This is a genomic window from Clostridium sp. (genome assembly GCF_050717635.1).
GTDB lineage: Bacteria > Bacillota > Clostridia > Clostridiales > Clostridiaceae > Clostridium_AD.
On sequence record NZ_JBOITO010000037.1, the window covers coordinates 64429 to 79517 of the forward strand.

Genomic DNA, 15089 nt, shown 5'->3' on the forward strand with positions numbered 1-15089 from the left:
GATCATAATAGCTAGTAATAGTTATCTATTACTTACGTACTAGTGAGTTACACTTATACGCTTATCGCACTTATATGTACGCCTATAGTTTAATTTCGATATCAACACCAGCTGGCAAGTCGAGTCTCATTAGAGCATCAACAGTTTTAGGTGATGGACTAATTATATCTATTAGTCTTTTGTGTGTTCTTATTTCAAATTGCTCTCTTGCATCTTTATACTTGTGTGGAGCTCTTAAAACAGTGATTACATCTTTTTCTGTAGGTAGTGGCACTGGACCAGCTACTTTAGCTCCTGTGCTTTTAGCTGTTTGAACAATTTTTTCTGCAGATTGATCAAGTATATTGTGATCAAACGCCTTTAATCGTATTCTGATTTTTTGTTTTACCATTAATATTTCCTCCTTTTCATCGCACGTTTTACTTCTTACGTGCAACAGCGGATGTTCTGTAAACTGTTCCGGGTGTTGCATGAAATAAATGAATGGAACAATTTCAGCAACTCCGTCGCCCGATTCAAGATCGAGACATGCTCGGTGAAGAATAACCCGGAAGTCCGGCAACCTCTTACCTCATCGCTGTTACATAATACAACTACTAAAGTATACAACATTTTATTTGCTTTGACAAGTATTTTTTCACTATTATTTTATATTTTTTATATTTCTGATTAAACCTTTTATTTTTATGTAAATTTCATTGCATACAAAAGGAGAAGAGCGTCCCCTTCTCCTTAATAATAAAAGCTTTTATTATCATAAAACATAATCAATCGATTGTTAAAAATACATTTTGATATATTATTTAACTATTGAAGTAACAACTCCTGAACCAACAGTTCTTCCGCCTTCTCTGATTGCAAATCTTAATCCTTCATCCATTGCTACTTGAGTGATTAATTCAACATTCATATCAATGTGATCTCCTGGCATTACCATTTCCATTCCGTCTGGTAATTTTATTGATCCTGTTACATCAGTAGTTCTAAAGTAAAATTGTGGTCTGTATCCATCAAAGAATGGTGTATGTCTTCCGCCCTCTTCTTTTTTAAGTACATATACTTGACCTACAAATTTATCATGTGGGTGAATTGAACCTGGTTTTGAAAGTACTTGACCTCTTTGAATATCAGCTCTTTGTACACCTCTTAATAATGCTCCAATGTTGTCTCCAGCCATTGCTTGATCTAGAAGCTTTCTAAACATTTCAACTCCTGTACATACAACTTTTCTCTTATCTTCACTTAGTCCAACGATTTCTACTTCTTCTCCAACTTTAAGTATTCCAGTTTCAACTCTTCCTGTTGCTACTGTTCCACGTCCAGTTATTGTAAATACATCTTCTATTGGCATTAAGAAAGGTTTATCTGTAGCTCTTTCTGGTGTTGGGATATAGCTATCTACTGCATCCATTAATTCATATATGCATTTTGATGCTTCAGGATCTGTAGGATTTTCTAATGCTTTTAATGCTGATCCTGTTATTACTGGAATGTCATCTCCTGGGAAGTCATACTCACTTAGTAGTTCTCTGATTTCCATATCAACTAGTTCTAATAATTCTGGATCATCTACCATATCTGCTTTGTTTAAGAATACTACTATATATCCTACTCCAACTCTGCTTGCTAATAGTATATGCTCTCTTGTTTGAGGCATTGGACCATCTGCTGCACTAACTACTAGGATTGCTCCGTCCATTTGTGCTGCTCCTGTAATCATGTTCTTTACATAATCTGCATGTCCTGGGCAATCAACATGTGCATAATGTCTATTTTCTGTTTCATACTCAACATGTGCTGTATTAATTGTAATTCCTCTTTCTCTTTCCTCTGGTGCTTTGTCTATCTGGTCAAATTTAGATGCTTGCGCTAAGCCTTTTGTTGCAAGTACTGCTGTTATTGCAGCTGTTAGGGTCGTCTTGCCGTGATCTACATGTCCTATCGTTCCAATGTTAACATGTGGTTTACTTCTTTCAAATTTTGCTTTTGCCATTTTGTATTCCTCCTTAAATTTACATTATTATTATTTTTTTTCACCTATAATTTGTTCTTGTATACTCTTTGGAACTGGTTCATAAGCTGCAAATTCCATACTGTATACTCCTCTACCTTGAGTTCTTGATCTAAGTGTAGTTGAATATCCAAACATTTCTGATAATGGAACCATTGCTCTAATTATTTGAGCTCCAGATTGAGCTTCCATTCCTTCTATTCTTCCTCTTCTTGAGTTAATGTCGCCCATAACGTCTCCCATATACTCATCTGGCACAGTTACTTCAACCTTCATAATAGGTTCAAGTAAAACTGGATCTGCTTTTGCCATAGCGTTCTTGAATGCCATAGATCCCGCAACCTTAAATGCCATTTCGTTTGAGTCAACATCATGGTATGATCCATCAACAACTTTAACTTTGAAGTTAAGAACTTGATATCCACCAAGAATACCAGTTTTTGATGCTTCTTTAATTCCATTTTCTATTGGAGATATAAATTCTTTTGGAATAGATCCACCAACAGTAGCATTTTCAAAAGAATAAGCTTCTTTAGTTGGTATTAATTCTATCCAACAATGGCCATATTGTCCACGTCCACCTGATTGTTTAATATACTTACCTTCAGCTTTAACTTGCTTACGTATTGTTTCTTTGTATGCAACTTGTGGCTTACCTACATTACACTCAACTTTAAATTCTCTTTGAAGTCTATCAACAATGATTTCTAAATGAAGCTCGCCCATACCACCAATTATTGTTTGACCTGTTTCTTGATCAGTATGAGTTCTAAAAGTTGGATCTTCTTCAGAAAGTTTTGCAAGTGACATACCCATTCTTTCTTGACCAGTTTTTGTCTTTGGCTCAATAGCTACATGAATAACTGGATCTGGAAAGTTCATTGTTTCAAATAGTATTGGATTATCTTCATCACATAATGTTTCTCCAGTAGTTGTATTTTTAAGACCTATTATTGCACCTAATTCTCCTGCACGTAATTCTTCAACTTCTTCTCTGTGATTAGCATGCATTTTAACAAGTCTACCAACTCTTTCTTTTTTACCTTTGTTAGCATTTAATACATATGTACCAATTTTCATTATGCCTGAGTAAACTCTTGCAAAACAAAGTCTACCAACAAAAGGATCTGTAGCGATTTTGAATGCTAATGCTGCCATTGGTTCATCATCACTTGGGTGTCTTTCCATAGGTTCGCCATTGTCTACATCCTGTCCTTTGATAGCTGGAATATCCAGTGGTGACGGCATGTATTCTATAACAGCATCTATCATCATTTGCACACCTTTGTTTTTGTATGAAGAACCACAAATTACAGGTACTATTTCATTAGCTATTACACCTTTTCGAAGTGCTGCTCTTAATTCGTCTTCACTTATCTCTTTACCATCAAGATATTTCATCATAAGTTCTTCGTCTAGTTCAGCTATTGCTTCAATCATAGCTGCTCTATACTCTACTGTTAATTCTTTCATATCTTCTGGAATTTCTATTTCTTCTATTTGTGTTCCTAAATCATCTTTATAAACTTCTGCGACATTTCTAACTAAATCTATAATACCTAGGAATACATCTTCTTTTCCTATTGGTAGTTGTATTGGAACTGCATTTGCATGAAGTCTATCTCTCATCATTGCTACAACTCTATAAAAATCTGCACCCATTATATCCATTTTATTGACATATGCCATTCTTGGGACATTATACTTATCAGCTTGTCTCCACACTGTTTCGGATTGCGGTTCAACTCCACCTTTTGCACAGAATACAGAAACTGCACCATCAAGAACTCTTAGTGATCTTTCAACTTCAACTGTAAAGTCTACGTGTCCTGGCGTATCTATAATATTAATATTATAACCTTTCCAAAAACATGTTGTAGCTGCAGATGTTATTGTTATACCTCTTTCTTGCTCTTGTACCATCCAATCCATTGTGGCTCCACCATCATGAACCTCACCAATCTTATGTGTCTTACCTGTATAAAATAATATACGCTCAGTTGTTGTTGTTTTACCAGCATCAATATGAGCCATAATACCTATATTACGGAATTTATCTAAAGAATATTCTCTGGCCACTATATGTCCTCCTCTCAACGAGTGATTTAAAATTTGACAAAACTGTCTTGGCAAAGCCAAAACAGTTTTTTGTTAATATCTGTAATGAGCAAAAGCTTTATTGGCTTCAGCCATTTTATGAGTATCTTCTCTCTTTTTAACAGCTGCTCCTGTGTTGTTCGAAGCATCAATTAATTCATTAGCAAGTTTTTCTCTTGCATACTTCTCGCCTCTTTTATCAGTAGCAACAAGTAACCATCTAAGTCCTAATGTCTGTCTTCTCTCAGGTCTAACTTCGATAGGCACTTGATAATTAGCTCCACCTATTCTTCTAGCTTTTACCTCAAGTAACGGCATAATATTAGTTAGTGCTAATTCAAAAACCTCTAATGGTTCCTTACCTGTTTTTTCTTTGATTATGTCGAAAGCTTCATAGCATATTTTTTGTGCTACTCCTCTTTTCCCATCTTCCATTACATTGTTTATTAACTTTGTAACAACTTTGCTATTGTACATAGGATCTGGTAATACATCTCTTTTTGCAATATATCCTTTTCTCGGCATCTTTCTTCCCTCCTTAACAATTTTAATTAACTCATAGGTACTCGATATCTCTACCGCAAAATGCTCTGTACTCCTGCAAATTTATGTAAATATATGTGAATATATAAATTATCATATAAATAAATGCTGAAGACATTGCACCCTAACTTTAACTCAAAGTATTATTTTTTTACCTTTGGTCTTTTAGCTCCATACTTAGATCTACTTTGTAGTCTACCTGCAACTCCAGCAGCATCTAATGTTCCTCTGATAATGTGGTATCTAACTCCTGGTAAATCCTTAACTTTTCCACCTCTTATAAGTACAACACTATGTTCTTGTAAATTGTGGCCTACACCTGGAATATAAGCAGTAACTTCATATCCGTTTGTAAGTCTAACTCTTGCAACTTTTCTTAATGCTGAGTTAGGTTTTTTAGGAGTCGTTGTTTTAACTATAGTACAAACGCCTCTTTTTTGTGGACATTCTTTTAATGCTGGTGAACCAGATTTAGTTACTAATGTCTTTCTGCCTTTTCTTACTAATTGATTAATAGTTGGCATGTTTTCACCCCCTCATTTTTATAAGCTGACATTCATTTATATCAATGCGGTGTAACACACCAAAAGGGCTATGTTACAGCATGATATATCTATATTGTATAGTTTCAAGCAATACTTTAATCTTCAAGAGATAATGCCGCTACCGAAGCAACGTCTATACCACAAAGACTACCTAGTTCTTTCATTGTGTCTATAAATATTATTTTCAGGGAATTAATTCCGGCTAATTTTATAATAGGTTCAGTCATATTACTGTCCGCATCTTTGGCTACATATAAAACTCTACCTTGATTATTCTTTAATGCTTTTAGTGTCTGCTTAACTCCAACGACCTTCTGTCCTACAATTTTATCTACCATCCATAACCTCCCTAATAATTATAACCGCAAGATTTATCTAATTTAGATGTATCTAGTCGATTAAAATCATACACAAGGTATTTTATCATTTTAGTAGCACCCTGTCAACTAGTTAAACTACTTATACTTCTAAATCATTTTCAATTTCTACTTTCTCATCATCTTCAGTATTGATTTTTATTGTCCTATATCTTGTCATACCAGTACCCGCAGGTATTAGTTTACCAATTATTACATTTTCTTTTAATCCAAGCAATGGATCAATTTTGCCTTTAATAGCTGCATCAGTAAGTACTCTTGTTGTTTCTTGGAATGACGCTGCTGACAAGAATGAATCTGTTGCAAGTGCCGCCTTGGTTATACCTAGCAGAGAAATTTTACCCTGTGCCGGAACGCCACCTTCAGCTTCAACTTTTGCATTAGCATCTTCAAAAGCAAAAATATCTACTAAATTACCTGGAAGTAGTTCAGTATCTCCAGATTCCTCAACCTTTACTTTCCTTGTCATCTGTCTTACAACAACTTCTAAATGTTTATCATTGATGTCAACACCTTGAAGTCTATAAACTTTTTGCACTTCTGAGGATAGGTAATTTTTAACTCCATTGACACCCTTGATTCTTAAAATATCATGTGGATTAACTGAACCATCAATTATTTCATCTCCAGCTTCAATTTTATCACCATTTGCAACTTTTAATCTTGAACCAAACGGTATATCATAACTAAATTCTTCTCCTGAATCAGAGATTACAATTACTACTCTCTTCTTCTTAGTATCTTCCATTTTGACAGAACCATTTGCATCACTTACTATTGCAAGCCCTTTTGGTTTTCTAGCTTCAAATAATTCCTCAACCCTTGGTAGACCTTGAGTTATATCTGACCCCGCTACTCCACCAGTATGGAACGTTCTCATTGTAAGTTGTGTTCCTGGCTCACCTATTGATTGAGCTGCAATTATACCTACTGCTTCACCAATATTAATTTTTTGTGAAGTCGCCATGTTCATTCCATAACAGTGTGCACAAACTCCAATTTTAGCTTTACATGTAAATACTGATCTAATCATAACTTTTTTTACACCAGCATTTTGAACTTCTTCTGCTAAATGAATATCCATATATTCATTTTTAGAAACTATAATCTTGCCTGTTTTTGGATGAATAATATCTTCGGCGGTATATCTCCCAGTAAGCCTTTCAATTAATTGTTCAATTACTTCACTTCCATCACGAATTTCTGAAACTTCAAAACCTTCAGTTGTTCCACAATCTTCGTGTCTTACAATAACATCTTGACATACATCAACGAGTCTTCTTGTCAGATATCCTGAGTCAGCGGTTTTAAGAGCAGTATCTGCGTTACCTTTTCTAGCTCCATGTGTTGAAATGAAATACTCCAATACGTCTAGCCCATCTCTAAAAGATGCTCTAATAGGTAACTCTATTATCTTACCAGATGGATTAGCCATAAGGCCTCTCATACCAGCTAATTGCTTAATCTGACTCTTAGATCCTCTGGCTCCTGAATCTGCCATCATGAATATCGGATTAAACTTATCCAAACTATCCATTAATGCATTTGCTACATCTTCTGTAGTCTTAGTCCATTTTTCTATTACTCTTTGGTATCTTTCTTCCTCGGATATAAACCCTCTTCGATACATTTTTTCAATTTTATCAACAGTTTCATCTGCATCTTTTAGAAGTGCTTTTTTAGCCTCTGGAACCACCATATCAGATGTAGCAACTGTAATTGCGCCAATAGTTGAATAATGATATCCTTTAGCTTTTATTAAATCTAACATCTTAGATGTTTCTGAAGGTCCATATTTCAAGTAGCATTTATCAATAATACTACCAAGATTTTTTTTACTTACCAAAAAGTCTATCTCGAATTTCAATTCATTCCCAGGTATACTTCTATCAATAAAGCCTAAATCCTGAGGTATTGTTTCGTTAAAAATTAATTTTCCTGGAGTAGTATCTATAATCCCAGTCATACTAACACCATTAACGATACCAGTCATCTTAACTTTAATTTTTGCATGTATATCAATATCCTTTACTGAATAAGCCATTATTACTTCATCTGGTGATGAGAATGCTCTTCCCTCGCCCTTAGCACCATCTTTATCGATGGTCAGATAATAAGCGCCTAAAACCATATCTTGTGTTGGCACACAAACTGGTTTACCATCAGATGGTTTCATAATATTATGTGCAGCAAGCATTAAAAATCTAGATTCAGCCTGCGCTTCAACAGATAGTGGCACGTGTACCGCCATTTGATCTCCATCAAAGTCAGCATTATAAGCCGTACATACTAGCGGATGTAATTTAATTGCTCTTCCTTCAACAAGTACAGGTTGGAAAGCTTGAATTCCTAGTCTATGAAGTGTAGGCGCACGATTTAGCAGCACTGGATGGTCAGTTATTACTTCTTCAAGTACATCCCATACCTGAGGCATAACTCTCTCTACCATTCTCTTAGCACTTTTAATATTATGAGCTACTCCGCTTCCTACTAGTTTTTTCATAACAAAAGGCTTAAATAATTCTAAAGCCATTTCTTTTGGAAGTCCACATTGGTACATTTGCAAATCTGGACCAACAACTATTACTGAACGTCCTGAGTAATCAACACGTTTTCCAAGTAAGTTTTGTCTGAATCTTCCTTGCTTTCCTTTTAACATGTCAGATAATGATTTTAGAGGTCTATTTCCTGGTCCCGTAACTGGTCGTCCTCGTCTTCCATTATCAATCAATGCATCTACAGCTTCTTGAAGCATTCTTTTTTCGTTTCTAACAATTATATCTGGAGCCCCTAAGTCTAGAAGCTTTTTAAGTCTATTGTTCCTGTTTATTACCCTTCTGTACAAATCATTCAAATCAGAAGTAGCAAATCTTCCTCCGTCAAGTTGTACCATTGGTCTTAAATCAGGAGGTATTACTGGAATTACATCAATAATCATCCATTCAGGTTTGTTCTTAGATTTTCTGAATGATTCTGACACATCAAGTCTTCTTATACTTCTAATTCTCTTTTGTCCTGAACTAGTTTTTAAATCTTCTTTAAGTTCCTTAGATAATTCTTCTAAATTTATATCTTTTAAGAGTACTTTTACAGATTCCGCACCCATACCAGCTACAAAACTATCGCTACCAAATTTATCAATAGCTTCTCTAAATTCTTTTTCACTAAGGATTTGTTTTTTAAGTAAAGACGTTTCTTTTGGATCTAATACTACATAGCAAGCAAAATAAAGAATTTTTTCAAGGGATCTAGGTGACATATCTAATATTAGTCCCATACGAGATGGTATTCCTTTGAAATACCAAATGTGAGATACTGGGGCAGCAAGTTCAATATGCCCCATTCTTTCACGTCTAACTTTAGATTTCGTAACTTCAACACCACATCTATCACAAACTATTCCCTTATATCTTACTCTCTTATACTTACCACAGTGACATTCCCAATCTTTAATTGGTCCAAATATTCTTTCACAAAAGAGTCCGTCTCTTTCTGGTTTTAAAGTTCTATAATTTATAGTTTCAGGTTTTTTAACTTCACCTTTTGACCATTCTCTGATTTGCTCTGGTGATGCTAATCCTATTTGAATAGCATCGAAATTATTAAATTCAAACAAGGGTTCATCCTCCCTTCATATTAATGTTCATCATTAAAATCATTTAATTCTAAATCTTCACCAAACTCTTCTAACGGTATCTCATCGTAATTAATATCAACATCTGTTTCTTCGTCTTCATCTGCAAGTTCAACGTACTCTTCCGTTGGAGTTTCAGGAACTACATCTTCTGAACCTTCAATGTTAACATTTAAATTTAACTCTTCTATTTCATCATCAACGGATTCTTTTAATTTAATTTCCTCTAATTCATCAGTAAGTACTTTAACATTTAAACACAGTGCTTGCAATTCTTTTATAAGAACTTTAAAAGATTCAGGTACACCAGGTTCTGGAATATTCTCACCTTTTACTATAGCTTCATATGTTTTAACTCTACCTACGACATCATCAGACTTAACCGTTAGAATTTCTTGTAATGTATGAGCTGACCCATATGCTTCTAATGCCCAAACTTCCATCTCACCAAATCTTTGACCACCAAACTGTGCTTTACCACCTAATGGTTGTTGAGTTACTAGCGAATATGGTCCTGTGGATCTAGCATGTATTTTATCATCTACTAAATGATGTAACTTCAAGATATACATATATCCAACAGTTACTCTGCTATCAAATGCATCTCCTGTTCTACCATCATATAAGTCAGTTTTTCCATCTGCATCATATCCTGCTTTTACAAGGCACGCTTCAATTTCTTCTTCTTGTGCACCATCAAATACTGGTGTTGCAATATGCCATCCAAGCTCACTAGCTGCCCATCCTAAGTGGACTTCTAATACTTGACCTATATTCATACGTGATGGAACTCCTAGTGGATTTAGGCAAATTTGAAGTGCCCTTCCGTCAGGTAAAAACGGCATATCTTCTATTGGTAATACTCTTGAGATAACCCCTTTATTACCATGTCTTCCGGCCATCTTATCACCTACAGATATTTTTCTTTTTTGAGCTATATAACATCTAACTAGTTCATTTACACCTGGTGGAAGTTCGTCACCATTTTCTCTAGTGAACACTTTAACGTCAACTATTATTCCAGCTTCGCCATGTGGCACTCTAAGGGACGTATCTCTTACTTCTCTTGCTTTTTCACCAAATATAGCCCTTAATAATCTTTCCTCAGCGGTAAGTTCTGTTTCACCCTTAGGAGTTACTTTTCCAACTAAGATATCTCCAGCTCGTATTTCTGCACCTATCCTTATTATTCCACGATCATCTATGTCTTTAAGTGCATCTTCTCCAACGTTTGGGATATCTCTTGTAATTTCTTCTGGTCCAAGCTTTGTATCTCTTGCATCAGATTCATATTCTTCAATATGAACTGAAGTAAATATATCATCACGAACAAGTTCCTCAGATATTAGCATTGCATCCTCATAGTTATAACCTTCCCAAGTTACAAACCCAATACGGATATTCTTACCTAATGCTATTTCTCCAAGATCTGTTGAAGGTCCATCAGCTATAACACTATTTACTTCAACCTTTTCACCTTTATTAACTATAGGTCGTTGATTTATACATGTACCTTGATTAGACCTTTTAAACTTAAGTATTTTATAAACATCTAATTCATTGTCTGAATCTCTTCTTACCCTAACTTCATTAGCACTTACATACTCAACCACACCTGCATTTTTGGCTTTAGGAAGAACACCTGAATCTACTGCGGCTCTGTATTCTATACCAGTAGCTACATATGGTGCTTGTGCTTTAAGTAGCGGTACTGCTTGACGTTGCATGTTAGATCCCATTAATGCACGACTGGCATCATCATTTTCAAGAAAGGGAATCATTGCTGTAGCAACTGAAACTATCTGTCTTGGTGATATATCCATAAGGTCTACTTCTTCTCTTGGAACAACCATTACTTCATGCTTAGCTCTTACAGTAATTTTTTTATCTGTAAAAGTACCATCTTCATTAATTGGTTCACTAGCCTGTGCTACTAAGTAATTATCCTCTTCATCCGCAGTCATATACCTAATTACGTTTGTAACTATTGATGTTTTCTTATCTATAACCCTATAAGGAGTTTCAATAAAGCCATATTCATTAACTTTACCGTAACTTGCAAGTGAGTTAATAAGTCCTATATTGGGTCCTTCTGGCGTTTCTATAGGACACATTCTGCCATAGTGTGAGTAATGAACATCTCTAACTTCAAACCCAGCACGTTCTCTAGAAAGCCCACCTGGTCCTAGTGCAGATAATCTTCTTTTATTGGTAAGTTCTGATAATGGATTTGTTTGATCCATAAATTGAGATAGTTGCGAACTTCCAAAAAATTCTTTTATAGCCGCAGCTACTGGCCTTATGTTTATAAGGGCTTGTGGTGTTATGCCTTCCTGGTCTTGAATTGTCATTCTTTCCTTTACAACTCTTTCCATTCTAGACAAGCCAATTCTAAATTGGTTCTGCAAAAGTTCTCCTACAGATCTAATTCTTCTATTTCCTAAATGATCAATATCATCAATATAACCGATATCATAAGTTAGTCCTAACTCGTAGCTCACTGTAGCATACATATCATCTTTAATTATATGTTTTGGTATTAATCTACTTTTATTAATTTTTATTTGTTCTTTAATTGATTCTTCATCAGTATTATTATCTAATATCTCTTTTAATGTTGGATAATGAACCATTTCTCTTATTTTAAGGTCAGAAATGTCAAAGTTTATTACTTTGTTGATGTTAACAAAATTGTTACCTATAACTCTTATCACTTTATCCTCAACTTGAAGATCTACTACATTAATTCCCAAATTTTGAATATCTAGAGCAATTTCTCTGTCTATCTTTTGGTCTTTTTCAACTATAACTTCACCAGTTACAGGGTTCACAATATTCTCAGCAGAAATTTGGTTTGCAATTCTGTGATTAATTGCTAGCTTCTTATTAAATTTATATCTACCAACTCTTGACAAATCATATCTTTTCGCATCAAAAAATAATGAATCAATGAGAGATACAGCACTATCTACTGTAGGTGGTTCACCCGGTCTTAATCTCTTATATATTTCTATTAATGCTTCTTCTCTTGTTTTAGTGTTGTCTTTTTCAATTGATGCATTTAATCTTTCTTCTTCACCTAATAACTCATGTAAGTCTAAATCACTACCATTATCCATCATAGCTCTAGCCAAAACACTTATAGGAAGTTTTCTTGTCTTGTCAATTCTAATATACACAATATCATTAGAATCTGTTTCATACTCAAGCCAAGCTCCTCTATTTGGAATTACCGTTGCAGAGTAAAGTTTCTTTCCTGTTTTATCAACGGAATAGTTGTAGTAAACCCCTGGTGACCTAACCAATTGACTTACTATAACTCTTTCTGCACCATTGATAACAAATGTCCCTTGGTCTGTCATAAGCGGGAAATCTCCCATAAAGACTTCTTGCTCTTTGATTTCACCAGTTTCATTGTTACGCAATCTAACCTTAACTTTTAAAGGTGCTGCATAAGTTGTATCTCTTTCCTTACATTGTTCTTCAGAGTACTTAATATTATCCTTGTCAAGTTTGTATCCTACAAACTCCAGAACGAGATTTCCCGTATAATCTTGAATAGGATTTACATCATCAAAAACCTCTTGAAGTCCCTCTTCTAGAAACCATTTATAAGAGTCTAACTGTATCTCAATTAAATTTGGCATATCAGTTACTTCTCTTATTTTAGAAAAACTCATTCTTGTTCTTTTACCTAATTGGACAGGATGTACCATCAGCTTTCACCCCTTGCATAAACTAAAATAACCAAAAACACACCTTCCCCTAGGACTTTGTGTTTCTGGATTCACACATTTCTTCATATCATTCTAACCAAAATTGTTAATTTTATTCACATTTATTTGCTAAACTACTGAATTTCCATGCATTATGATATATTAACATAATTATAATTGTCTGTCAATATAACATTTTGAAAAAAAGAGCACTTTTATGTAAAAGTGCCCCTATTTTTAAATATAATTATTTTATTTCTGCGCCGCCGCCAACTTCTTCTATCTTAGCTTTCATTGCTTCAGCGTCATCTTTAGTTATACCTTCTTTAACTGCTTTAGGAGCTCCATCAACTACATCTTTAGCTTCTTTGAGTCCTAGTCCAGTTAATTCTCTAACAACTTTAATAACTTTAATTTTGTTAGGGCCTGCACTAGTTAAAATAACGTCAAATTCAGTTTTTTCTTCAACAGCAGCTGTAGCAGCTCCTGCAGCAGCAACTGGTGCTGAAGCACTTACGCCAAATTCCTCTTCGCAAGTTTTTACTAATTCATTTAATTCTAAAACACTCATATCTTTTATAGCTTGAATAATTTCTTCTCTTGTCATTATAAATGCACCTCCGAATTTTTTTCATATATATATATCTTAGCCTTCACAAAAGGCTATATTGGAATCAATTAAAATAAACTACTATGTATTCAGCCTAATACTTAAAATCTTACTCAGCTAATTCTTTTTGTTCTTTAATTGAGTTCAATAGGTAAGCAAAATTTGATAATGGAGCTTTGAAGCTTCCAAGTAATCTTGCAATAAGAACATCTCTTGGTGGTATTGCTGCTAATTCATTAATCTTAGCGCCATCAAATACTTGACCTTGAATTATACCTGCTTTAAGCTCTAATTTTTTATGTGTTTTTGCAAACTCATTTAAAACTCTAGCTGCAGCAGTTGGATCTTCATATCCAAAAGCTATTGATATAGGTCCTTGAAGATGTTCTACAATACCTTCAATTCCTAATTCTCTAGCTGCAAGAATAACTAAAGTATTTTTGTAAACTTTATATTCTACTCCAGCTTCTCTAAGACTTTTTCTTAATAATGTATCATCTTCTACATTTAGTCCTTGATACTCACTAAGTACTAATCCTTGGGCTTTTTCTAATTTTTCTTTTATCTCTGCTACTTTTGCTTCTTTTAATTGTCTATTATTACTTATCACTGTGTATCCACCTCCTTACAGTTTTTAACTGCTTTATATAAAAAATTAGGTCCCTCCGCAGAAACGAAGAGACCTAATATCCGTACAAAAGTACATTTATTGGAATCCTCGGTAGGCATGTTGTCTTTTACGCTTTCGCACCTACTATCTACGGAATAAAATCTATTTTACTTTAAGCATTGTATCATGCCTAAATTGATTTGTCAATGCTAGTCTAACACTTTAGATTGGTTAACCTTTACTCCAGGTCCCATAGTACTTGAAACTGTTACTGATTTTAAGTATTGGCCCTTAGCTGCTGATGGTTTAGCTTTAACTACTGCTTCCATTAATGCATGGAAGTTTTCAACTAATTTTTCAGCGCCAAAAGATTTTTTACCAAGTGGTACATGAACTATACAAGTTTTATCAACTCTATACTCAACTTTACCAGCTTTGATTTCAGCTATTGCTTTAGAAACATCAAATGTAACTGTTCCTGATTTTGGATTTGGCATTAATCCCTTAGGTCCAAGCACCCTACCTAATTTACCAACTACACCCATCATATCTGGAGTAGCAACAACAACATCAAATCCAAACCAATTATCCTTTTGGATTCTTTCAACTAATTCATCAGTTCCAACAAAATCAGCTCCTGCAAGTTCTGCTTCTTTAGCTTTTTCGCCTTTAGCGAAAACTAATACTCTAACTACTTTACCTGTTCCATGAGGAAGCACTACTGCACCCCTAACTTGTTGATCTGCATGTCTTGGATCAACACCAAGGCTTACAGCAAGTTCTATAGTTTCATCAAATTTAGCTTTAGATGTTTTTACTACAAGTTCCATAGCTTCTGCTGGTGTATATAGAGCAGTCTTATCAATAAGTTTAGCGCTCTCTATGTAATTTTTTCCCATATTAATATCCTCCTTCGTGGTAATAACGGTTTTTACCTCCCACCTGA

The 15089-nt window shown here is 34.6% G+C and carries 11 protein-coding genes and 1 other annotated feature; all 11 genes read right to left on the minus strand.

Annotated elements, in window-relative coordinates:
• Window positions 1–82: 82 nt before the first annotated feature.
• Window positions 83–391 carry a 30S ribosomal protein S10 gene (gene rpsJ / locus ACREWB_RS18425; RefSeq protein WP_431548931.1) on the minus strand — a complete coding sequence of 103 codons (309 nt, stop codon included), beginning with the start codon at window positions 389–391 and terminating at the stop codon, window positions 83–85.
• 408 nt (window positions 392–799) lie between these two features.
• A complete protein-coding gene (gene tuf / locus ACREWB_RS18430) occupies window positions 800–1993 on the minus strand; it encodes an elongation factor Tu (protein ID WP_431548932.1) in 1194 nt (397 codons plus the stop codon).
• A 30-nt stretch (window positions 1994–2023) separates the two neighbouring features.
• Complete coding sequence (gene fusA, locus ACREWB_RS18435; protein ID WP_431548933.1) at window positions 2024–4090, minus strand: elongation factor G; 2067 nt, start codon at window positions 4088–4090, stop codon at window positions 2024–2026.
• A 72-nt stretch (window positions 4091–4162) separates the two neighbouring features.
• Window positions 4163–4633 (minus strand): 30S ribosomal protein S7, encoded by a 471-nt coding sequence (gene rpsG / locus ACREWB_RS18440; RefSeq protein WP_431548934.1) that lies wholly within the window; start codon window positions 4631–4633, stop codon window positions 4163–4165.
• Window positions 4634–4794: 161 nt separating this feature from the next.
• Entirely contained in the window at window positions 4795–5175 is a 381-nt protein-coding gene (rpsL, locus tag ACREWB_RS18445; RefSeq protein WP_431548935.1) for a 30S ribosomal protein S12, read from the minus strand.
• A gap of 116 nt (window positions 5176–5291) precedes the next feature.
• Entirely contained in the window at window positions 5292–5534 is a 243-nt protein-coding gene (locus tag ACREWB_RS18450) for a ribosomal L7Ae/L30e/S12e/Gadd45 family protein (protein WP_431548936.1), read from the minus strand.
• A gap of 121 nt (window positions 5535–5655) precedes the next feature.
• Window positions 5656–9189, minus strand: a complete 3534-nt coding sequence (gene rpoC, locus ACREWB_RS18455; RefSeq protein ID WP_431548937.1) for a DNA-directed RNA polymerase subunit beta' — start codon at window positions 9187–9189, stop codon at window positions 5656–5658.
• Window positions 9190–9209: 20 nt separating this feature from the next.
• The gene (gene rpoB / locus ACREWB_RS18460) at window positions 9210–12923 is read right to left on the minus strand and encodes a DNA-directed RNA polymerase subunit beta (RefSeq protein WP_431548938.1); all 3714 of its coding nucleotides are present in this window, start codon (window positions 12921–12923) and stop codon (window positions 9210–9212) included.
• A 247-nt stretch (window positions 12924–13170) separates the two neighbouring features.
• Window positions 13171–13530, minus strand: coding sequence for a 50S ribosomal protein L7/L12 (gene rplL / locus ACREWB_RS18465; protein ID WP_431548939.1), 360 nt, complete (start codon window positions 13528–13530; stop codon window positions 13171–13173).
• Window positions 13531–13642: 112 nt separating this feature from the next.
• A complete protein-coding gene (gene rplJ / locus ACREWB_RS18470; RefSeq protein ID WP_431548955.1) occupies window positions 13643–14140 on the minus strand; it encodes a 50S ribosomal protein L10 in 498 nt (165 codons plus the stop codon).
• A 36-nt stretch (window positions 14141–14176) separates the two neighbouring features.
• Window positions 14177–14315 (minus strand) — a sequence feature (ribosomal protein L10 leader region).
• A gap of 37 nt (window positions 14316–14352) precedes the next feature.
• Window positions 14353–15042, minus strand: a complete 690-nt coding sequence (gene rplA, locus ACREWB_RS18475) for a 50S ribosomal protein L1 (RefSeq protein ID WP_431548940.1) — start codon at window positions 15040–15042, stop codon at window positions 14353–14355.
• Window positions 15043–15089 lie beyond the last annotated feature (47 nt).

Coding starts and splice junctions, on each gene's coding strand:
- ACREWB_RS18450 (WP_431548936.1), bottom strand. CDS start 5,534: ATGGTAGATAAAATTGTAGGACAGAAGGTCGTTGGAGTTAAGCAGACA.
- rpsG (WP_431548934.1), bottom strand. CDS start 4,633: ATGCCGAGAAAAGGATATATTGCAAAAAGAGATGTATTACCAGATCCT.
- tuf (WP_431548932.1), bottom strand. CDS start 1,993: ATGGCAAAAGCAAAATTTGAAAGAAGTAAACCACATGTTAACATTGGA.
- rpsL (WP_431548935.1), bottom strand. CDS start 5,175: ATGCCAACTATTAATCAATTAGTAAGAAAAGGCAGAAAGACATTAGTA.
- rplL (WP_431548939.1), bottom strand. CDS start 13,530: ATGACAAGAGAAGAAATTATTCAAGCTATAAAAGATATGAGTGTTTTA.
- rpoB (WP_431548938.1), bottom strand. CDS start 12,923: ATGGTACATCCTGTCCAATTAGGTAAAAGAACAAGAATGAGTTTTTCT.
- rpsJ (WP_431548931.1), bottom strand. CDS start 391: ATGGTAAAACAAAAAATCAGAATACGATTAAAGGCGTTTGATCACAAT.
- rplA (WP_431548940.1), bottom strand. CDS start 15,042: ATGGGAAAAAATTACATAGAGAGCGCTAAACTTATTGATAAGACTGCT.